Source organism: Streptomyces sp. AM8-1-1, from assembly GCF_032229325.1.
In the GTDB taxonomy this organism is placed as follows: domain Bacteria; phylum Actinomycetota; class Actinomycetes; order Streptomycetales; family Streptomycetaceae; genus Streptomyces; species Streptomyces achmelvichensis.
The window spans coordinates 1,447,608-1,469,231 of the sequence record NZ_CP135086.1 but is presented as its reverse complement, the minus strand read 5'-3'; the positions used below and the strand labels follow the sequence as shown (position 1 = coordinate 1,469,231).

General features: G+C 69.6%; 14 protein-coding genes. 6 read left to right on the top strand and 8 right to left on the bottom strand.

Features of this window, described 5'->3' with window-relative positions; all coding sequences use genetic code 11:
- Nucleotides 1-102 precede the first annotated feature (102 nt).
- From RPQ07_RS06635 to RPQ07_RS06620, 4 genes are all read right to left on the bottom strand, one after another.
- A complete protein-coding gene (locus RPQ07_RS06635) occupies nucleotides 103-1,491 on the bottom strand; it encodes an OFA family MFS transporter (protein ID WP_313943101.1) in 1,389 nt (462 codons plus the stop codon).
- 82 nt (nucleotides 1,492-1,573) lie between these two features.
- A complete protein-coding gene (locus tag RPQ07_RS06630) occupies nucleotides 1,574-3,727 on the bottom strand; it encodes an acetate--CoA ligase family protein (protein WP_313943100.1) in 2,154 nt (717 codons plus the stop codon).
- Between the two features lie 2 nt (nucleotides 3,728-3,729).
- On the bottom strand, nucleotides 3,730-4,968 hold the full coding sequence (gene frc / locus RPQ07_RS06625) for a formyl-CoA transferase (protein WP_313943099.1): 1,239 nt from the start codon (nucleotides 4,966-4,968) through the stop codon (nucleotides 3,730-3,732).
- Between the two features lie 12 nt (nucleotides 4,969-4,980).
- On the bottom strand, nucleotides 4,981-6,675 hold the full coding sequence (locus RPQ07_RS06620) for a thiamine pyrophosphate-binding protein (RefSeq protein ID WP_313943098.1): 1,695 nt from the start codon (nucleotides 6,673-6,675) through the stop codon (nucleotides 4,981-4,983).
- A 159-nt stretch (nucleotides 6,676-6,834) separates the two neighbouring features.
- Here RPQ07_RS06620 and sucC point away from each other — a divergent pair, with 159 nt between their 5' ends.
- The 3 genes from sucC to RPQ07_RS06605 all read left to right on the top strand — a co-directional run bounded on the left by sucC (nucleotide 6,835) and on the right by RPQ07_RS06605 (nucleotide 10,561).
- A complete protein-coding gene (gene sucC, locus RPQ07_RS06615; protein WP_313943097.1) occupies nucleotides 6,835-7,968 on the top strand; it encodes an ADP-forming succinate--CoA ligase subunit beta in 1,134 nt (377 codons plus the stop codon).
- Between the two features lie 11 nt (nucleotides 7,969-7,979).
- The gene (sucD, locus tag RPQ07_RS06610) at nucleotides 7,980-8,867 is read left to right on the top strand and encodes a succinate--CoA ligase subunit alpha (protein WP_313943096.1); all 888 of its coding nucleotides are present in this window, start codon (nucleotides 7,980-7,982) and stop codon (nucleotides 8,865-8,867) included.
- Between the two features lie 125 nt (nucleotides 8,868-8,992).
- A complete protein-coding gene (locus tag RPQ07_RS06605; protein ID WP_313943095.1) occupies nucleotides 8,993-10,561 on the top strand; it encodes an aldehyde dehydrogenase family protein in 1,569 nt (522 codons plus the stop codon).
- A 67-nt stretch (nucleotides 10,562-10,628) separates the two neighbouring features.
- Here RPQ07_RS06605 and RPQ07_RS06600 read toward each other — a convergent pair whose 3' ends face one another.
- Nucleotides 10,629-11,936, bottom strand: a complete 1,308-nt coding sequence (locus tag RPQ07_RS06600) for a DUF2254 domain-containing protein (RefSeq protein WP_313943094.1) — start codon at nucleotides 11,934-11,936, stop codon at nucleotides 10,629-10,631.
- 186 nt (nucleotides 11,937-12,122) lie between these two features.
- On the opposite strand from RPQ07_RS06600, the gene RPQ07_RS06595 reads away from it, so the two are divergent.
- Both RPQ07_RS06595 and RPQ07_RS06590 read left to right on the top strand, forming a co-directional pair.
- The gene (locus RPQ07_RS06595) at nucleotides 12,123-14,165 is read left to right on the top strand and encodes a DUF1996 domain-containing protein (RefSeq protein WP_313943093.1); all 2,043 of its coding nucleotides are present in this window, start codon (nucleotides 12,123-12,125) and stop codon (nucleotides 14,163-14,165) included.
- Between the two features lie 127 nt (nucleotides 14,166-14,292).
- Nucleotides 14,293-15,126 carry a S1 RNA-binding domain-containing protein gene (locus RPQ07_RS06590; RefSeq protein WP_313943092.1) on the top strand — a complete coding sequence of 278 codons (834 nt, stop codon included), beginning with the start codon at nucleotides 14,293-14,295 and terminating at the stop codon, nucleotides 15,124-15,126.
- Between the two features lie 76 nt (nucleotides 15,127-15,202).
- Here RPQ07_RS06590 and RPQ07_RS06585 read toward each other — a convergent pair whose 3' ends face one another.
- The 3 genes from RPQ07_RS06585 to RPQ07_RS06575 form a co-directional block, all read right to left on the bottom strand.
- On the bottom strand, nucleotides 15,203-18,409 hold the full coding sequence (locus RPQ07_RS06585; protein ID WP_313943091.1) for an alpha-L-rhamnosidase: 3,207 nt from the start codon (nucleotides 18,407-18,409) through the stop codon (nucleotides 15,203-15,205).
- A 217-nt stretch (nucleotides 18,410-18,626) separates the two neighbouring features.
- Nucleotides 18,627-19,529, bottom strand: coding sequence for a serine hydrolase (locus RPQ07_RS06580; RefSeq protein ID WP_313943090.1), 903 nt, complete (start codon nucleotides 19,527-19,529; stop codon nucleotides 18,627-18,629).
- Nucleotides 19,526-20,476 (bottom strand): LysR family transcriptional regulator, encoded by a 951-nt coding sequence (locus RPQ07_RS06575; protein WP_313943089.1) that lies wholly within the window; start codon nucleotides 20,474-20,476, stop codon nucleotides 19,526-19,528. Before RPQ07_RS06575 ends, RPQ07_RS06580 begins: the two co-directional genes overlap by 4 nt.
- A gap of 165 nt (nucleotides 20,477-20,641) precedes the next feature.
- On the opposite strand from RPQ07_RS06575, the gene bla reads away from it, so the two are divergent.
- On the top strand, nucleotides 20,642-21,592 hold the full coding sequence (bla, locus tag RPQ07_RS06570; protein WP_313943088.1) for a class A beta-lactamase: 951 nt from the start codon (nucleotides 20,642-20,644) through the stop codon (nucleotides 21,590-21,592).
- Nucleotides 21,593-21,624: the final 32 nt, after the last annotated feature.

Sequence of the window (21,624 nt, the reverse complement as noted above, 5' to 3'; positions counted from 1 at the left end):
CGCGGGGGAGCGGATGGTGCGCCCACGGCCGAGGGGGGCCGCCGCGACCGGTCGATCCGGTCGCGGCGGCCCCCCTCGGCGACACGCTCGTCACCCGTCCGTTCAGTCGCCGTCCCGGCTGATCGGCATCGGGTTGGCCGCCAGACTCTTGGATTTCGGCCGGCCCGGTGGGGTCAGGAACAGGGCTATGAACGCGGCGAACAGCGAGATCGAGCCGGCGAGGGTGAACGCCCCGCTGTGGCCCCAGTTGCTCACCACGACGGCTCCCATGCCGGATCCCATCAGCCCGGACACCAGCTTGGAGCTGTAGACCAGCCCGTAGTTGGAGGCGTTGTTGTTCTCGCCGAAGTAGTCCGCCGTCATCGCCGCGAACATCGGGAAGATGGCGCCACCGCCGAATCCGGAGATGCTGGAGAAGATCAGGAACAGCGGGAGGTTCTCGATGTTGGCGGACCACAGGATTCCGTACTGCGACAGCCCGAGGACGACACAGACGAAGATCAGACACCGCTTGCGGCCGTAGCGGTCGGACAGCCAGCCGATCACCCCTCGGCCGGTGCCGTTGACGATGGCCTTCAGCGACATGGCCGTGGCGACGATTCCGCCGGCGAAGCCGGCCTCCTTGCCGATGTCGACCTGGAAGGCGATGCCGAAGATGTTCACGCCCGAGGTGCACAGCAGGCAGAACCACATCAGCGCGACCCGCCCGGTCTGCCAGGCCTCCTTGGGGGTGTACTGCCGTACGGCGGGCGGGTTCATCGCCAGGGCGCGACGGGCCCGGGGGTCGTCCGGCGGCCGCAGCGGGTCGACGTCGGCAGGCCACCAGTTCTTCGGCGGGTCCTGGAAGAAGTAGCCGGCCACGGCCACCATCGCGGCCAGGAAGAGACCGACCGAGACGAGCACCCAGCGGAAGTTCGTCAGATCCATGTAGCCGGTGAAGAGGAAGACGAACGGCACGGAACCGTAGGCGAAACCGCCGTTGACGAAGCCGGTCTTGCCTCCCTTGCGCTCCGGATACCACTTGCCGACCATGTTCACGCAGGTCGCGTAGACCATGCCGGCGCCCATACCGCTGAACATGCCGAACCCGATGTACGCGACGATCACATGCGGCGCGTACGCGAGGGACAGATACCCCAGCAATGTGCCGACTGCGCCGAACATCATCGCCCAGCGCGCGGGCAGTCTGCCGCTCTCCCTGAGCTTTCCGGCGGGGAAGGCCACCGCCGCCTGGAAGAACACCCACACACCGAGCATCCAGAAGATGTGCCCGCTGTTCCAGCTGTGTGCGATGTGCAGTGTGTCCTCGGCCGACGCGAACGCGTACTCGGCCGAGCTGATGCCCATCATGCCGACCCACGGCAGGATGACCATCCACTTGCGCTTACGGCCCATGATGTCGATATCGGTCTCGCCGAGGCGGTACACGCGGCCGTTGCGGTCCGTCACCTCCCTGAAGGCGACGGGTGTCGAGATGTCGGTGGTAGTCATGTCGGTTTGCACCCCTTGCGTCGAAAGAGCTGGCCAGCGCCCCCTGTCCAATACCTTTCGCACTCGCTCGGGAGGGGTCAGCTCATCGGCCGCCCCCCAACAGACCGGCCGCACGGGCCCACCGGTACTTCGCACCGAGGGCCGCCACCGGCTTCTCGGTGGTGTAGGGGTACGCCACGACACCCCGCTCGAAGAGGTACTGGCACGCCTCCTCGACCTCGACGTCACCGGCGAGCGATGCCACGACCGGCTTCTCGATGCCCCGGGCGCGGAACTCCTCGACCACCCGCGCCGTGAGTTCGGCGAACACCATCGGCGGAGTGACGATCGTGTGCCAGTAGCCGAGGACGAGCGCGTGGATCCGTGGATCCTCGAGCCCGAGCCGGATGGTGGCCTCGTACGTCGAAGGCGGCTCGCCGCCCGTGATGTCGATCGGGTTCCCGGCCGCGCCGAACGGAGGGATGAACGCCTTGAAGGCCGCGTCCAGATCGTCCGGGATCTCCATCAGCCGCAGGCCGTTGTCGACGATGGCGTCGGAGAGCAGCACACCCGAACCGCCGGCGCCCGTGATGATCACGACGTTGTCGCCGGTCGGAGTCGGCAGCACCGGCAGCGCCCGCGCGTACTCCAGCATCTCGTTCAGCCCGGGAGCCCGGATCACACCGGACTGGCGCAGGATGTCGTCGTACACCGCGTCGTCGCCCGCGAGGGCGCCCGTGTGCGAGCCGGCCGCCTTCGCGCCCGCCGCCGTACGGCCCGCCTTGAGGACCACGACCGGCTTCTTCGGCACGGTCGCCCGCGCCGCCTCGACGAAGGCCCGGCCGTCCTTGAGGTCCTCCAGATGCATGGCGATGCAGTCGGTGTTGGGGTCCTCGCCGAACCAGGTGAGCAGATCGTCCTCGTCGAGGTCGGACTTGTTGCCGAGCCCGACGATCGCGGACACACCGGTCTTCGTGGTCCGGGCGAAGCCCAGGATCGCCATGCCGATACCGCCGGACTGGGAGGTCAGCGCCACCCCGCCCTTGACGTCGTACGGCGTGCAGAACGTGGCGCAGAGGTCCTGCCAGGTGGAGTAGTAGCCGTAGATGTTGGGGCCCAGCAGGCGGATGCCGTGCCGTTCGGCGATCTCCACGATCTCGGCCTGGAGCCCGTGTTCGCCGGTCTCGGCGAACCCGGAAGGGATCAGCACGGCATTCGGGATGCCCTTGCGTCCGACCTCTTCGAGCGCGGACGCGACGAACTTCGCGGGGATCGCGAATATCGCCACATCGGGCTCACCCGGCACGTCCATCACGCTCTTGTACGCCTTGCGGCCCTGGATGTCATCGGCCTTGGGGTTCACCGGATGGATTTCGCCCGAGAAACCGCCGTCGATCAGATTCCGCATGACCGAATTGCCGATCTTGCCCTGTTCGTTGGACGCGCCGATCACCGTCACCGACTGCGGCTTCATCAGCCGCCGCATCGACGTCAGGATCTCCTCGCGGCTGTACGTACGGCGCTTCACCGGCTGTTCGTCGGCGAGGATCACGCGGATGTCAGCGGCCACGGCCCCGTCCGGCGTCGCGATCACCGGGTTGAGGTCGACCTCCGCGATCTCCGGGAAGTCGCTCACCAGTTGGGACACCCGGCGGATCTGCTCCGCCAGCGCCCACCGGTCCACCGCCGGCGCACCGCGCACGCCCCGCAGGATCTCGGCCGCGCGGATCGAGTCCAGCATCGACGTCGCCTCGTCCGCCGTCACCGGCGCCAGCCGGAACGTGACGTCCTTCAGGACCTCGACCAGCACACCGCCCAGCCCGAAGGCGACGACCTTGCCGAACGTCGGGTCGGTGACCGCGCCGACGATGACCTCCTGGCCCGGCGGCAGCATCTGCTGCACCTGCACACCGTCGATGCGTGCGTCCGGTGCGTACGCCTTGGCGTTCTCCACGATCTTGCAGAAGGCCGCGCGCACCTCGGCCGCGCCCCGCACACCGACGATGACCCCGCCGGCATCCGTCTTGTGCAGGATGTCGGGGGAGACGATCTTCAGGACCACCTTGCCGCCGAGCCGGTCCGCGTACAGCACCGCCTCGTCCACGTCCCGCGCCAGCGCCTCGCCCGGCACGGCGATCCCGTACGCGTCGGCGACCGTCTTGCCCTCCGGAGCCGTGAGCGCGCCGCGCCCCTCGGCCCGTACGGCCTCGAGCAGCGCCCGGACCGCTTCCTTGCCCTCGTCGTGAGCCGTCGTCACTACTAGATCACTCCACTCGTCTTCAGCAACCGCAGCTCCTCGTCGCCGAGGCCCAGCTCGCCGACGTACACCTCTTCGTTGTGCTCGCCGAGCAGTGGCGAGGTGACCACGTCCACCGGGGAGTCCGACAGCTTGAGCGGACTGCCGACCGTGGTGAACGAACCGCGCTGCGGGTGCGCCACCTCGACGACCATCTCGTTCGCGACCAGCGACGCGTCCTCGATGATTTCCCTGGTGGAAAGAATCGGCCCGCAGGGGATGTTGTGGGCGTTCAGCCGCTCCAGCACCTCCCACTTCGGAAGCGTCGAGGACCACTCCTCGATCAGCTGGAACATCTTCGACAGCTTCGGCAGCCGCGCCTCCGGCGTCGACCACTCCGGGTCCTCGGCCAGTTCCGGCCGGCCGATCAGCTCCGACATCGGCCGCCAGCCCACCGGCTGGACGATGACGTACACATAGTCGTTCGGGCCGCCGGGCGCGCACTTGACCGCCCAGCCGGGCTGTCCGCCGCCCGACGCGTTGCCGCTGCGCGGCACCTCGTCGGCCTCGGCCGTGTCCTGGGCGTTCGGGTACTCGGCGAGCGGACCGTGTGCGAGCCGCTGCTGGTCCCGGAGCTTCACCCGGCACAGGTTCAGCACGGCGTGCTGCATCGCGACGTTGACCCGCTGCCCGCGGCCGGTGGACTCGCGCTGGAACAGCGCGGCGAGGATGCCGGCGACCGCGTGGACGCCGGTGCCCGAGTCGCCGATCTGCGCACCGGTCGCCAGCGGCGGACCCTCCTCGAAACCGGTGGTCGACATGGAGCCGCCCATGGCCTGCGCCACGACCTCGTACGCCTTGAAGTTGGTGTACGGCCCGTCGCCGAAGCCCTTGATGGAGGCGTAGACGATCCGCGGGTTGATCTCCCGGATCCTGTCCCAGGTGAACCCCATCCGGTCCACCGCTCCGGGGCCGAAGTTCTCCACCATCACATCACTGCGCCGGATGAGCTCGGTGAGGATCTCCTTGCCGCGCTCCGTCTTGGTGTTGAGCGTGATGCTCCGCTTGTTGCAGTTGAGCATCGTGAAGTAGAGCGAGTCGACGTCAGGCAGGTCGCGGAGCTGCTTGCGGGTGATGTCGCCGCTCGGCGCCTCCAGCTTCACCACGTCGGCGCCGAGCCAGCCCAGCAGCTGGGTGGCCGAGGGACCGGACTGGACATGTGTCATGTCGAGGACGCGCACGCCCTCAAGAGCCTTGGTCATGAGGGGGCTCCTCTACTTGTACATGGTCTGGTTCATGGTTCCGGGGGCGTACGCGTCGGGGTCGACCCAGACATTGATCAGCGACGGCAGTCCGGACTCACGGGCACGGCGCAGCGCCGGCGCGATGTCGGCCGGGTCGCGGACCTCTTCGCCGTAACCGCCCAGCATCTGGGCGAACTTGTCGTAGTGGACGTCGCCGAGGGTGTTGCCGACCCGCTCGCGCTCCAGTCCGTACTTCTGCGCCTGGCCGTAACGGATCTGGTTCATCGAGGAGTTGTTGCCGACGATCCCGACGAAGGGCAGGTTGTAGCGGACGAGCGTCTCGAAGTCCCAGCCGGTGAGCGAGAACGCGCCGTCGCCGAACAGCGCCACGACCTCCTTGTCGGGCCGCGCCTTCTTGGCCGCGAGCACGAAGGGGACACCGACACCGAGCGTGCCGAGCGGTCCCGGGTCCATCCAGTGGCCGGGCGACTTGGGCTGCACGACCTGCCCGGAGAAGGTGACGATGTCGCCGCCGTCGCCGATGTAGATGGAGTCCTCGGTGAGGAAGTCGTTGATCTCGCTGACCAGGCGGTACGGGTGGATGGGGGAGGCGTCCGACGTCAGCTGCGGCAGGCGCTTCTCGAGCGCCGACTGTTCGGCCGCGCGCAGCTCCTCCAGCCAGGCCTTGCGCTTGACCGCGCCGCCGTTGAGCCGTCCCGTGACCGATTCGGCGACGGACTTCAGGATCTGTCCCGCGTCGCCCACGATGCCGAGGTCGATGTCCCGGTTCTTGCCGACCGTGCGGTAGTCCAGGTCGATCTGCACGACCGTCGCGTTCGGCGAGAGCCGCTTCCCGTACCCCATGCGGAAGTCGAAGGGCGTGCCGACGATGACGATGACATCGGCGTTGGAGAACGCGTACCGCCGTGACAGCTGGAAGTGGTGCGGGTCCCCGGGCGGCAGTGTGCCGCGGCCGGCGCCGTTCATATAGGCGGGCACATTGAGGGTGCGGACGAGCTCGACGGCCGCGTCGGTGGCGCGAGTCGTCCACACCTGGCTGCCCAGGAGGATCGCCGGCTTCTCCGCGTGGACCAGCAGATCGGCGAGCTTCTCCACCGCCTCGGGGTCACCGGCCTGGCGCGTCGAGGCCCGGTACTGCCCGGCCTTGGGCACCCGTGCCTTCTCCACCGGCACCCGGGCGTCCAGTACATCGCGCGGTATCTCCAGGAAGGAGGGGCCCGGGGCTCCGTGGAAGCACTCGCGGAAGGCCATCGAGACCATGTCGGCCGCACGCGCCGTGTCCGGCACGGTCGCGGCGAACTTGGTGATCGGCGTCATCATGTCGACGTGCGGCAGGTCCTGGAGCGAGCCCATCTTGTGCTGGGTGTGCGCCCCCTGACCGCCGATGAGCAGCATGGGGGACTCGGCGCGGAAGGCGTTGGCGACGCCGGTGACCGCGTCGGTGGTGCCGGGGCCGGCCGTCACCACGGCGCAGCCGGGCTTGCCCGTGATGCGGGCGTACCCGTCGGCGGCGTGTGCGGCCACCTGTTCATGGCGTACGTCGACGACTTCGATGCCCTCGTCGACACAGCCGTCGTAGATGTCGATGATGTGGCCGCCGCACAGCGTGTAGATGACCTCGACGCCCTCGGCCTTGAGGGCCTTGGCGACCAGATGACCACCTGAGATGAGTTCCGGGTTGGTGCCGCTGTTGTCATCGGGCATGGCGAAGTCCTGTCCCTTCGTAGGGGAGTCGGTCGGCGTCCCAGTACATTGCATACAGTCGACGAATACTGTATGAAGCTTGTTATCCCGCATCCGGTGGGTGGTGTCCAGGGGGCGTGCGGCACTTTCACTCGTGAAATCGATGCAGTAGGGGTTGGCATGGATCTGTACGAGCACCAAGCAAGGGATCTCTTCGCGGACTACGGCATCCCGGTGCCGGACGCCGAAACGGCGGACACGGCGCGCGAGGCGCGAGAGGCCGCCGAACGGCTCGGCGGGCGGGTCGTGGTGAAGGCCCAGGTGAAGACCGGCGGCCGCGGAAAGGCGGGCGGGGTCAAGCTCGCCGCCGACGCTGCCGCGGCGGAAGTGACGGCCCGCCAGATCCTCGGCATGGACATCAAGGGCCATACCGTCCGCACGGTGATGCTGGCCCAACCCGTCGACATCGAAGCAGAGTTCTACGTCTCCTACGTCCTCGACCGCGCGGCCGGCACCTTCCTCGCCATCGCGTCCGCCGAAGGCGGCATGGACATCGAGGAGGTCGCCGCCACCCGGCCGGAGGCCGTCGCCCGTATCCCCGTCGATCCCGAGCGCGGAGTCACCGCGGCCAAGGCCGCCGAGATCGCCGCGGCCGCCGGACTGCCGGCCGAGACCGCGCCCGTCCTGACAAGTCTGTGGCAGGTCCTCGTCCGCGAGGACGCCCTCCTCGTCGAGGTCAACCCCCTCGTACGGACCACCGACAACACGATCCTCGCCCTCGACGGCAAGGTCACCCTGGATGACAACGCCCGCTTCCGGCAGGCCCGTTGGGGTTCCTCCGAGGACGATCCGCACGGTGACCCGCTGGAGGCCGCCGCGGCGGCCAAGGGTCTCAACTACGTCAAGCTCGACGGCGAGGTCGGCATCATCGGCAACGGCGCGGGCCTCGTCATGTCCACCCTCGACGTCGTGGCCGGCTGCGGTGCCCGCCCCGCCAACTTCCTCGACATCGGCGGCGGCGCCTCCGCCCAGGTCATGGCCGACGGCCTGTCCGTGATCCTGTCCGACCGGGCCGTGAGCAGCGTCCTGGTCAATGTCTTCGGCGGTATCACCGCCTGTGACGCCGTCGCCGACGGCATCGTCCAGGCGCTGGAGACGGTGACCCTCACCAAGCCGCTCGTCGTACGTCTCGACGGCAACAACGCCGCCCGCGGCCGCGCCATCCTCGACGACCGGGCCCATCCCCTCGTCCGGCAGGCCACCACCATGGACGACGCCGCCCAGCAGGCGGCCGACCTCGCCAACGCGCACTGAGAGGACACGACATGGCCATCTTCCTCACCAAGGAGAGCAAGGTCCTCGTCCAGGGCATGACCGGATCCGAGGGCATGAAGCACACCCGGCGCATGCTGGCGTCCGGCACCGACGTCGTGGCCGGCGTCAACCCGCGCAAGGCGGGCACCGTCGTCGACTTCGACGACCGCGCCGTCCCCGTGCACGGCACCGTGCGCCAGGCCGTCGAGGCCACCGGCGCCGATGTCAGCGTCGTGTTCGTGCCGCCGCCGTTCGCCAAGGCGGCCGTGATCGAGGCCGCCGACGCCGGGATCGCCCTCGTCGTGGTCATCACCGAAGGCATCCCCGTCCACGACTCGGTCGCCTTCCACGCCTACGCCAGGCAGCGCGGCACGCGCGTGGTCGGCCCCAACTGCCCCGGACTCATCAGCCCCGGACAGTCCAACGCCGGCATCATCCCCGCCGACATCGCCACCGAGCCGGGCCGCATCGGACTTGTCTCCAAGTCCGGCACCCTCACCTACCAACTCATGTACGAACTGCGGGACATCGGCTTCTCCTCCGCGGTCGGCATCGGCGGCGACCCCGTCGTCGGCACCACCCACATCGACTGCCTGGCCGCCTTCGAGAACGACCCGGACACCGAACTGATCGTGCTCATCGGGGAGATCGGTGGGGACGCGGAGGAGCGGGCCGCCGCGTACATCGCCGAGCACGTCACCAAGCCCGTCGTCGGCTACATCGCCGGCTTCACCGCGCCGGAGGGCAAGACGATGGGGCATGCGGGCGCCATCGTCTCCGGCTCCACCGGCACCGCGCTCGCCAAGAAGCAGGCACTCGAAGCCGCCGGCGTACGCGTCGGAGCCACCCCGACCGAGACCTCGCGGCTCGTCATCGGCCGCCTCGAACAGTCTCGTTGAGGCCGTTGCCGACGGCCCGGTCGGCCGCGGTCGTCGACGCCCAGGTCACCAAGGCCGCGTGTGTGCCATCGCACGCGGCCGCCTGCCCGGCACCTCCCGCCTCCTATCGAGCGGAGACCACCCTCATGGCACCCACCCTCACCGCACCCACTCCCGCCCCCGCACTCGCCCTGAAGCCCGGTACCGCCTGGCAGGACGCCTGGCACCGCTGCCTGACCACCGCCCCCGAGGCCTTCCGGCACGACCGGGTGCTGAACCTCTGGGCCGCCGGCTGGAAGCACGACGGCAACCCGCTGCCCGCCACCAGCCCGGTGGACGGCAGTCCGATCGCCGGCCCGCCACGCCTCGACGCGGGGACGGCGCAGCAGGCGGTGCGAGCCTCGCTGGATCAGCACCGCGCCTGGCGCCATGTGCCGGTCGCCGAACGCCGGGCCAGGGTCTCGGCCGCTCTCGACGCGCTGACCGAACACCGTGAACTGCTCGCCCTGCTGCTGGTCTGGGAGATCGGCAAGCCGTGGCGGCTCGCGCAGGCCGACGTCGACCGTGCGATCGACGGAGTGCGCTGGTACGTCGACGGCATCGAACCCATGCTGACCGGCCGCAGCCCGCTCGCCGGCCCGGTCTCCAACATCGCCAGCTGGAACTACCCGATGTCCGTCCTCGTCCACGCCATGCTCGTCCAGGCACTGGCCGGCAACGCGGTCATCGCGAAGACCCCGACCGACGGCGGACTCGCCTGCCTCACCCTGGCCTCCGCGCTCGCCGCCCGGGAAGGGCTCCCCCTCACCCTGGTGAGCGGCAGCGGCGGCCAGCTCTCGGAAGCACTGGTGCGCTCACCGGAGATCGGCTGTGTCTCCTTCGTCGGCGGCCGCGACACCGGCGCCGACATCGCCACCGCCGTCGCCGACCTCGGCAAGCGCCACATCCTCGAACAGGAGGGTCTCAACACCTGGGGCATCTGGAACTACAGCGACTGGGAGGCCCTCACCGCGGTCGTCCCGAAGCTCTTCGACTACGGCAAGCAACGCTGCACCGCCTACCCGCGGTTCGTGGTCCAGCGGGAGCTGTTCGCGGACTTCCTGGCGGCCTACCTCCCCGCCGTACGCTCCATCCGTACGGGCCACCCCCTGGCCGTGGCGAACCCGTCCGACCCGTTGCCCGCACTGGACTTCGGTCCCCTGATCAACGCGGCCAAGGCCAAGGAACTCGACGACCAGGTGAACGAGGCCATCGGGCGGGGCGCCGTACCGCTGCACCGCGGAACGCTGGACGAGGGTGCGTTCCTGCCCGGCCAGGACACCTCCGCCTATCTGCCCCCGGTCACCCTCCTGGGGCCGCCGCCCTCCTCCCCGCTCCATCACGCCGAACCCTTCGGCCCGGTCGACACGATCGTCCTGGTCGACACCGAGGCGGAGCTGCTCGCGGCGATGAACGCCTCCAACGGCGCGCTGGTCGCCACCCTGTCGACCGACGACCCGCAGACCTTCGACCGGCTGGCCCCGCAGATCCGGGCGTTCAAGACCGGCCACGGAAAGCCCCGTTCGCGGGGCGACCGCGACGAACTGTTCGGCGGCTTCGGCGCGTCCTGGCGGGGCGCCTTCGTCGGCGGCGAGCTGCTCGTCCGTGCGGTCACCGACGGTCCGGCGGGGGAGCGGCTGCCGGGCAACTTCCCGGACCACCATCTGATGCCCTGACCGTCCCGTACGCCTTGGGCTGCCCTGACCGTCTCGCACGCCCTGGGCCGCGAGGTCATGAGGGTCCCTAGCCGATCCCCTGGCGGTCGGGCCGGAGTGCGAACTCCCGCTCGGCCGCCTCGGGAACGGCCCGTGCCACCGCTTGTGCCATCAGCTCTCGATGCCGCAGCAGCGGCTCCCTGCGCTCGGCCGACGTGAGCAGCATCAGATCGTCGAGGGCGGCCATCAGCCGCCGGGTGACCTGCGGACTGCCGGTGGACGCGCCACGGATCTCGGCCAGCCCCAGATCCACCAGATCGGTCCAGCCGGGCACCTCCTGCACCAACCGCACCGCACCCTTGGCATCGCGGTGGTACGCCGTCCCGAGCGGCTGGCGCGCCATCGTGGAGAGCAGCAGGACGATCCGGTCCAGACACTGCACGGCCGTCGTCGGGTCGTTCACCGCCGGCGACAGCGCACGCAACGCGATGTCCGAGAGCTGCCGCAGCCCGAAGCCGATGTCCTGAGAGGTCGCGCGCTCGGTCCCGACGGACGCCGTGAGCCCCACGGCCTTCAGCTCCCTGCCCGCCTCACCGTGCACGGCCAGCACGGGAGTCCCGGGAACGACGTAGTCGCCGACCCGCGGAATGAGGCGCAGGACGATCCCGTTCCGCCGGGCGACCCGGACGAGCCACGCGACGTTCACATCCCTCAGCACGCCGGGCCGCCCGTGATACGAGATGCGGGCGCTCTCGGCGGGAATGCCGACGGCGTCCTTCCCACCGGTCGGCTGCCGCAACACCTCCCGCAACGACTCCCGCGCGATGCGGTCGGCCACCGGACCCACCTGCATCAGGCGCAGCGTCGAACTCACGTACGCGATGAAGAGCACCAGGCTCACCCCCACCAGGAACAGGGTCAACGCGCTCTGGACGAACGGGACGGACGTGACGAGCCTGGGGTCGGACTCGCTCTCGTACGACGTCAGCACGAGCAACGAGAACAGGAACGTTCCCAGGAACACCGTCAGCGTCGCCTTGCTGATCCGGCTCCGCACAAAGATCCGCACCACGCGGGGAGTGAGCTGACCGCTCGCCATCTGCACGGCGACCAGCGAAATACTGAACACGACACCGATGAAGGTCATCATCGCGGAACTGATGGTCGTGACGATGGTCTGCAGTTCGTCGGTGATCGACGTGAAGTCGGCCACCACCTCGAACTCCTCCGCGTCCTGGAGATAGCGGACGAGCGCGAAGTCCAACTCCGATACGCCCACCCACAGGGCGACGGAGCCGATCAGTCCCAGGGTGGGGGCGAACCACAGGGTGTCACGGAGGTGCTCGCGCAGGGGTGCGAGGAAGCGTGGGCGCCGGTAGCTGGTGCGATCATTCACAAAGCCGAAGGTAGCGTCACGAAGAGCGGTCGTGCGGATACACGCTGTGCGAAGGCGAGGCGCTCTCGGCGGCGTCGAAAAAACTTCCGGCGAGGTTTGAACACCACGGAACTCTCGCGCGTATAGAGCGCAGCGCTTCTTATCAACCGGTCCAGCAGTGAAGCCCTGGGAGTTCCCGTGAGACGCATGACGCGAAGACGTCCAAAAGGTGCACAGCGCGCGACTGTCGCCGCCGTGGCACTGATTCTGGGAGGGGGCGGCCTCATCGGGTTCGGATCCTTCGCCTCCGCCGGTGAAGGAAGCTCGTCCGGCCAGGACGGGACGCTGAGTGCCGGCGCCTCCACCATCGAGTGTCCCGAGGTCGCCAACGCACTGCCGGGTGTTCCGGTCGAGGCGCGGACCGAGGTCGACCGTGAACTGGCCCTGATGGACAGCCAGATCACCGAGGCGTACGCGAAGTTCGCCGAGCGGAAGGAACAGATTCAGCGTGATCCGCAGTTGGCGGAGAACGCGATTCTCAATCCTTTGAAGGACAAGCGTCAGGCGAGCATCGACCGGATCGCGACAGCGATCGGCCGAGGCGGTGAGAAGCCGCAGGGCATGGACGAACTCGCTCCCTGTGAGCTGCGCGATGACGGCAACGACCAGGGCGACGGCCAGAACCAGGGAGACAATCAGGAGGGCAACGACCAGGGGCAGGGCCAGGACGGCGGTCAGGACCAGGGCGGGGACAACCAGGGCCAGGCCAACGGCGGTCAGGACGGCGGCCAGGACAACGGCGGCCAGGTCGGCAACGGGCCCGAGGCGAGCGACTTCGCCGACATCCAGTCCATCCAGCCGAACGTCAAGGCGCCCCAGGCGGGCAATGACGCCTCGACCGGCACCTTCGCCACCGACTGCGGGGTGAACGAGAACGGCAAGTTCAACCCGGACAACGTCATCGTCGCCCCCGGTGTCGCCAATGGCGCGCACCATATGCACGACTACGTCGGCAACCAGGCGAACGACGCTTTCGCGAGCGACGACGATCTCGCCAACGGCGACACCACCTGCCAGAACCAGGGTGACAAGTCGACCTATTACTGGCCCGTGCTGCGTCTGCAGAACGGTCAGGACGAGAACGACGCCAATGCGGACGGCGGCGGCAAGGACCAGAACACCGGTGAGATCCAGCGGCCTTCCGAGGTCACGCTGAACTTCGTCGGCAGCCCGGTCGGCAAGGTCACCGCCATGCCGCGGTTCCTGCGCATCATCACCGGTGACGCCAAGGCGCTGACCAATGGTGACAAGAATGCCAACGCGTCCTGGAGCTGCACCGGATTCGAGGACCGTCAGCTGAGGGACAAGTACCCGATCTGTCCCGAGGGCAGCAAGGTCGTGCGCTCCTTCAAGTTCCAGAGCTGCTGGGACGGTCAGAACATCGACAGCGCCAATCACCGCACACATGTCTCGTTCGCGAACGAGAACGGCGAGTGCTCCGACGGCTTCCGGGCGATTCCCCAGCTGGTGCAGCGGATCGTGTACGACGTGCCGCCCGGCCCCGGCTTCGCCCTCGACTCCTTCCCCGAGCAGCTGCACAAGCCGATCACGGACCACGGCGACTTCATCAACGTCTTCGACGAGAAGCTGATGAACGACCTCGTGGACTGCATCAACAACGGCCAGAAGTGCGGTCCGGGCGAGGTGGCGCCGAAGCCGGACGAGACGCAGGCTCCGAAGCCGGACGAGTCGCAGGCGCCCGAACCGGACGAGTCGCAAGCCCCCCAGCCGGACGAGACGAAGGCCCCCGAGCCCAGCAATTCGGCCGAAGCGCCTCCCGCTCCCGAGGAGACGGACAAGCCCGACGAGGGCGGCGCCGCTCCGAAGCCCGACGACACGACCGGCCCCGACGAGACGCCCGCCGCGCCGGGCAAGCCTGCGGAGGAGAACGAGGAGCAGAACCCGGCGACTTCGCCCCCGCGCGGAAATGATGCCCCGGGAGCGGCAGAGCCCGAGGCCGGCGTGCCCGCGGAGCCGAAGCAGCAGGTGCTGAAGGCGGCCACCCAGGAAGTCACCCCGCCGAGGGCGTACAACACCCCGGCCCAGGTCGCCAATGCGGCGGCCCCGCAGGGCGGCCTCGCCGACACGGGCGCCCGCATGTGGCCGCTCGCGGCCGGCGCGCTCCTGCTGGTCGCCGGAGTCGTACTCCTGAGGGTACGCGGCAGAGGAGGAAGCGCACGTCACCTCTGAGCCCCGACGCGGCGGGCTGATCAGGCGGTCCGCCCCGAGGAGCTGAAGGACACCGGCTCGCACCACCGTGAGGTGGTGCGAGCCGGTGTCGTGACGGCAGTACGTCACGGATGAGAGGCTGCCCGATATGCGCGACCCCTCCGACGATCAGGCTTCCCGGCGGTTTCTGGCAGGGCTCCACGTGGGTGACATCTGCGGCGGGACGGCGACGGAGGTCACCCCGCGTGGGGTGCTGGTGACCCTGGACGGATTCGCCGCCCGTCCGCTGGGTGTGGTGGGATCGCTGGACCTGACCTGGGGTCCGCGTCACTCCGCGGGTGTGGAGGTCGGCCGGCGGATCACGGCCGAGGTGCTCGCCGTCGATGCGGACGACGGCCGGGCCTGGCTCTCGACGGCCGCCATCCAGCATCCTGAACTGTGGGCGTTCCTCAGGTCACTCCGCTTGGGCGAGACCCTTTCCGGCACCGTCGCGGCGATCGAGAACTTCGGTGTGTTCGTGGCGCTGGACGACGGTCCCGACCACCCGGCCTTCCCCGGTGTGGGGTTCATCAGCATCCCCGAACTGTCCTGGACGCGTTTCGAGACGATCGCCGAGGTCGTTCAGGTCGGACAGCGCGTCTCCTGTGAATTCCTCCAGTTCGACACCACGAACGGAGAAGCCAGGCTGTCCCTGCGCGCCAAGCGGCCGGATCCCTTCCGGGCAGTCGCCGACGGCACCGAGATGGGCGGGACCCTGCGGGGCCGGGTCACCAAGCTGGCGCCGATCGGCGTTTTCGTCCGGGTCGCCGACGGGATCGAGGGACTGGTCCCGTCACCGGAGCTCAGCTCGACGCCCGAGGGCGACGCTTCGGTGGCTGCGCCCGAGGTGGGTGACGAGGTCACGGTCACCGTCGCCGGGATCGACCGGGTGCGACGCACCGTCCTTCTCTCCCGACGACAAGGGTCGCCCGACCTCGGCTGACGCGTCGCCGTCACGGCGCGAGCCGTTCGCCCTCCGGACCGGGAAGCACCGGCCCGCAGGGCGAACCGCCCCCTGCTCACACCGTGAAGCGGTGGCTCCCCGACCCCACGTCGAACACCGCGCAGCCGTCCTCCGTCCGCACCAGCCTCCCCTCCGTGTGCCGCACACGGGCAGGGTCGTTCGTCGGGATCCACACCTCCGCCGTGGTGTTGGGCGGCACGCTGCACGACAGCGTGAAGCCGCCGGGCCGCTGCTGCCAGTGCGTCGAGACCGGGCCGTAGAGCGAGGCGAACGTCGCCCGGGCGGAGGTGACCTGACCTCCCGGGCGGGGGCGGACGACGATCTGCCGGTAGCCCGCCCGGCCCGGGGCGATGCCGGCGATGTTGGCGTACATCCACTCGCCCACGGAGCCGTAGGCGTAGTGGTTGAAGGAGTTCATCTCCGGGGTCTGGAAGCCGCCGTCCGGCTTGATGGAGTCCCAGCGTTCCCACATGGTCGTCGCGCCCCTGTCGATCTGGTAGCCCCAGCTGGGGAAGGTGCGCTGGTGCAGCAGGCGGTGGGCGACATCGGTGTGGCCCGTGTCGGTGAGGACGGGCAGCAGCCGCGGTGTGCCGAGGAAGCCGGTCGACAGGTGCCAGTCCTTCGCCCGGATGAGGTCGACCAGGCGGTCGGCCGCCGCCTTGCGCAGGGCGTCCGGCATGAGGTTCATGGACAGGGCGAGGACGTAGGCCGTCTGTGTGTCGCCCTTCACCTTGCCGTCGTCCGCGATGTACGCGGTCCGGAACGCCGTGCGTACGCGGGCGAAGAGGTCGGCGTAGGGTGCCGGATCCTTGCCGAGCTCCGTCGCGAAGCGCGCCGCGAGGTCGGCACTGTGCGCGAAGTAGGCGGTCGCGATCACGTCCTTGGGCGTCTCGTCCGACACGTTCAGCCAGTCGCCGTATCCGGCCGCCGGCCGCAGCAGTCCGTTGCTGTGCTTCTCCAGATGGCCCAGCCACGCCTGGACGGACGGCCATGCGTCCGCGAGGACCTGCCGGTCGCCGTATGCCTGATACAGCGCCCAGGGGACGGTGACGCCCGCGTCTCCCCAGCCCGCGACGCTGTTGCCGACCGTGCCGACCATCGGTGCCACGTCCGTGAACGCGCCGTCGGGTGTCTGTGCGTCACGCAGGTCGACCAGCCACTTGGTGAGGAAGCGGGCCGACTCCATCGTGTAGGCGGCCGTGGGAGCGAAGACGTTGATGTCACCCGTCCACCCCAGCCGCTCGTCGCGGGCCGGTGTGTCCGTCGGGACGGAGAGGAAGTTGCCCCGCTGTCCCCAACCGATGTTGTCGTGCAGTGTGTTGAGCATCGGGACATTCGTCTCGAAGTCGAAGGTGAACGGTGCGGAGGTGTGCATCACCCGACCGGTCACCGCGGTGGTCGACGGCTTGCCGGGGAAGCCGGTCACCTCGACATAGCGGAAGCCGTGGAAGGTGAAGCGCGGCTCGTACGTCTCCTCACCACGCCCCTTGAGGATGTACGTGTCCGTCGCGGCCGCCGACCGCAGGTTCGCGGTGTAGAGCGTGCCGTCGGGGTTGAGGACCTCCGCGTGCCGCAACCGCACCGTGGTACCCGCCTCGCCGGACACGCGCAGCCGCACGGAGCCGACCATGTTCTGCCCCAGGTCGAACACATGGACGCCCGGTGCGGGCTCGGTGACCTTCCTGGCGGCGAGCTCCTTCGTGACGCGTACGGGTCCGTCCACCTGAGCGACGATCTGCTCCGGGACGTCGTCGTCGGCCGCGCCGCGAACCGCGTGCCACGACCCGTCGTCGTAACCGGGTGAGGTCCACCCGGCCGTCTCCTTCCGTGCGTCGTACACCTCGCCCGACAGCAGATCGGCAGAGGTGATGGGGCCGGAGGTGGCACGCCAGTCGGGCCCCGAGGTGATGCGCTCGCTCGTCCCGTCGGCGTAGTCGATGTCCAACTGGGCGAGGAGAGCCGGGCGTTCGCCGTACTGATGCGGGCCGAACATGCCGACGTTGCCCGCGTACCAGCCGGGCGCCACAAAGGCGGCGATGGCGTTGGCGCCCGGGCGGACCGAGCCGGTGACGTCGAAGGTCTGGTACTGCACGCGCTTGCGGTAGTCGGTCCACCCCGGGGCGAGCTGGTCGCGTCCCACGCGACGGCCGTTGAGATACGCCTCGTACAGGCCGAGAGCCGTGGCATACAGACGGGCGCGGCTCACCTTCTTGCGCGGCAGCCGGAATTCGTGGCGCAGTTGGTTCGCGGCGAAGACGGCCGGCACAACGCGGCCCCAGGGCCCGGCCCCCCACGCGGCGACCTCCTTCGCCGCGCGCCACGCGCTGTCGTCGAAGGCCGGCTCGCGCCAGTCGTCGGCAGGCTTGTGGTCAACGCACTTCCACGAGGCGTCGGTGAAGACCTTCTTCTCACCTGAGGCCGTGGTGAGGACCAGCACGCAGATCAGACCGGCGGGTCCCACCGTGGCGTTCACGGCGGAGACCGCGAGGGTGTTGGCGCCGGACCGGATGTGGCCGAGGACATCGACGACGGCCGGTCGGCGCCAGCCCTCGTTGTCCGTCTCCAGGCCGGTGCGCGCCAGTTCGGCGCCGTTGAGGGAGACGCTGTAGACGTTGTCCGCCGTGATGGCCAGCGTGGCCGCGGTGATGCCGGCCGGCAGGTCGACGGTACGGCGGAACCAGCGGGTCGCCGCCGGAGCGCTACTCGCCGGATCGCCCTCGGGGAACCAGATCCACGAACCGCCCTCCAGGGACGGCGCATCCGTGAGCACGGAGGGAGCGGAGATCCACTTCGCCGACCACTGGCCCGCGCCCATCAGACCGGTCTCCCACCACGAGGGCGCGCTCCACGGGGAGGCACCGCCGTCGGCGTCCCACACCCGCACCGACCAGAAGTAGCGCGTGCGGGGTTCGAGCGGGGGACCGGCGTACGGGACGAGGACGGATTCGTCCGAGACGGTCTTGCCGCTGTCCCACACGTCCGGATGGGACAGGCCGGCGGCGCTCGTCGCGACGCGCACGTGGTACGCGCTCTGCCGCTGCCCCGGCCGGGCCGAGACCATCGGCCAGCTCAGGCGCGGGCGGGCGGCGTCGAGCCCCAGCGGTTGCCGGACGTACTCGACCGTGGGGGAGACGATCCGCAAGGCGCTCCTGCTCGCACGACCCGCGGCGGGCGAGGGAACGGCCACGGCCGGTCCGGCTCCGGCGGCCACGGCTCCCGCGGTGGCGACGGCGCTCGCGAGGATGTTCCTTCTACTGATCACAGCGGCCCCTAGAGGGAGAAGGTGAATCGATTCACGGCTGCGAAGGTAGGGGTGCGGGGAGTGGACGTCAATGCGCGTGCGAGCCATTTCTCGGGCGTGTGGAGGTGACCTGCGAAAACGGCTGAGGCTCGATCAACTCCGCTTCATTGAACGGGGATTGAACCCTTTCAATCCTGTGTCGGCCGTGCGGCACGGGCGGCTCCGGGCCCGCTCCGGCCTACAACTGCCGCAGGTGGTCCCGGAGCCTGCGGGCCGCCTGTGCCATCAGGGCATCGGCGCCCGGCTGGGTACCTGCCGGCACGAGCGACGCGGTGAAGACGGCGACGGCGAACGCCTGACCGTCGGCGTGCTCGACGACCCCGACCTCGTGGCGGAGGTTGAGGAGCGTGCCGGTCTTGGAGGACCAGGAGGTGGCATCGGCAGTGAAGTCCGGGGCGAGCCGGTGCCGGAGCATGTTGTGGGCCATGAGGCCGCGCACCCGCTCGGCCACCTCCGAGTGGATCGCCGACGGTGTCCACAGCGCCTGGAGCAGATCCACGTAGGCACGCGGGCTGCCGGTGTTGGCGCGGGTGGTGTCGAGTTGCGGCACCCGGTGCCCCCGGCCGCTGGTGCCGGCGTCGATCGCGAGGGCGTGCGCGAGATGGGCCTCGGTGGCGTCGAAGCGTTCCACGGGTGTGTCGGACAGCTCGCGCATGCTGTGTCGGACGGTGATGCCGCGCAGGCCGAACCGATGGAGGATCTCGGCGACCCGGGCCGGCGGGGTGAGGTCGAAGAGGACGTCGGCGGCCGTGCCGTCGCTCACGCAGGTGCTCAGATAGAGAAGATCGTCGAGCGCGATCCTGGCGGGGTGGCGGAAGCGGCTCAGTCCGGTGGGGCCCGGCGTGGTGATCCGCCCGGGGCGCACATCGAGCACGGTCGCACCGTCCAGCTCGCCCAGGCGGATGCGCTCCGCCGTCGCCAGCGCGAGCGGGACCTTGACCAGGGAGGCGGCGGGCAGTTGGGTGTCCGGCTCGATCCCGAGCTCGTCCCCGGTGTGCAGATCCCGGACGAGCAGACAGCCGTGCAGACCACCGTCGTGCAGCTCGCGGCGCAGATCGCTCAGCAGGGCCTCGGTGCTCACGCCGCCGTACCTCCGGTGCTGCCCGACGGTGTGCCCGCCCCACTGCCTGCCGGGTCGGCCGCCGGTGTGCCTGGCCGGGTGCCTGCGCCCAGACAGCGGCCGATGCCGTCGCCCAGGCGCGCCTCGACGTTCTGGGGATTGCCGTCACCGGCGGCGACGAGAGCGAACCCCCGGCTGAGCACGATTTCACCGATGGGCCGCCAGTGCAGGGCGAGTTCCTCCGCCTGCGCGGGGGAGCACAGCAACAGATCTCGTGAGCAGAGCGCTTCCGCCGCCGCGGATGTCAGATCGGCCGCGGCGACGAGCTGGGCGGGCCGCAGCCCGACCGCGTCCCGCAGCCGGGTCAGCGGATCGCGAATGTGCGGCACGTCGTCCTCCGGCTGGATCCAGACACGGGACGCGGGATCGACCGAGGCGCGGCCGACCCGCAGTGTTTCGAGGTAGAGGCGCTTCACCCCGGGATCCCGGGCACCGGCGAGCCCGAGCGGCACGGACCACGTCGCCTCGTCCGCCGGCACCGCCAGCAGTGCGGCCCGCACCTGCTGCGCATGGACGAGTTCCCTGCGCTGGGCGGGAGCGGCGATACGGAGGTCGAGGGTGACACCGTGCCCGCGTGCCTCGGCGACGAGGCGGGCGAGAGAGGCCACCGAGCAGATGCCGGGCACGGCGAGCCGCCAGGGCTTGCGCTTGGCGGCCTCCGACTCGTTCAGCAACACCTCGGCCGCCCGCACGAGCTGCCTGGCCGTCGGCAGCATGTCCCGGCCGAAGGGAGTGAGGACGGCTCGACGCGAGGTGCGCTCGAACAGCTGCTCGCCGAAGCGTTCCTCGAGGGCGGCGACGCGACGGCTGGCCACGGGCTGCGACATCCGGGCGGCCGCGGCGCCGACGGTGAAGCTCCCGTGCTCACTCACGCTGACGAACGCGCGACATGCCGCCACCAGATCCACGGCCCGACTCTATGCCTTTTCGGCATGGAACAGCACAGGACCGTATTGGACCGCATGGTCACCGGAAGGTGAGGGTGGTCCCGGCACACATCACCACGCACCGGGACGGAGCCGAGCTCCGTCCCCTACGCGCCCTGCCTGCGGGGCGCCCCGGAGGTTCGGACCATGCACCACACCCGCGTCCGCCACGCCCTTCTCGGCGCGCTCGCCACGCTTGCCCTCGTCCCCCTGGTGGCCTGCGCCGGCTCGCAGGAGTCCTCGTCCTCGTCGTCGCCGTCCGTGTCGTCCCCGTCCTCGTCCGCATCGCCGGGGAGCACGCGTACGGACGCGAAGACGTTCGCGGGCGAACTCAAGGCTCTGGAGGGCACGTTCGACGCACGGCTCGGTGTGTACGCCATCGACACCGGCACCGGGCGCGAGGTGGCGCACAACGACGGCGAGCGATTCCCTTACGCCTCCACGTTCAAGGCGCTGGAGGCAGGTGCCGTGCTGCGCAGGTACTCCATGAGCGGGATGGACCGCGTGATCACCTACTCCAGAAACGACCTGATCGCCAACTCCCCCGTGACCGAGAAGCACGTCGAGACCGGGATGACCCTGGCCCAACTCTGCGACGCCGCCGTCCGCTTCAGCGACAACACGGCGGCCAACCTGCTCTTCGACGCACTGGGCGGGCCCAAGGGCCTGGGTGCCGTGCTGAAGGAGATCGGTGACAACGCCACCAGGATGGAGCGCCGCGAGCCCGAACTGAGCCGATGGACCCCGGGCGACACACGGGACACGACCACACCGCGCGCACTGGCCGAGGACCTGCGCGCCTTCGTCCTGGGAGACGTCCTCGGCAGGGCCGAGCGTGCTCAGCTCACGAAGTGGCTGCGGACCAACACCACCGGAGCGAAGCTCATCAGGGCCGGGGTCCCGAAGGGCTGGGTGGTCGGGGACAAGACCGGCACGGGCAGCGGATACGGCGCCCGCAACGACATCGCGGTGGTGTGGCGGCCGGGCGCTGCACCGATCGTCATGTCGATCATGTCGAACCGCGCCGGTGAGTCTGCCGAGCACGACGACAAGCTGATCGCGGAGGCGGCTTCGGTGGTCGCGGACACGTTGTCGTAGCGGGATTCTCCGTCGTGACGGATGCGCGTGTC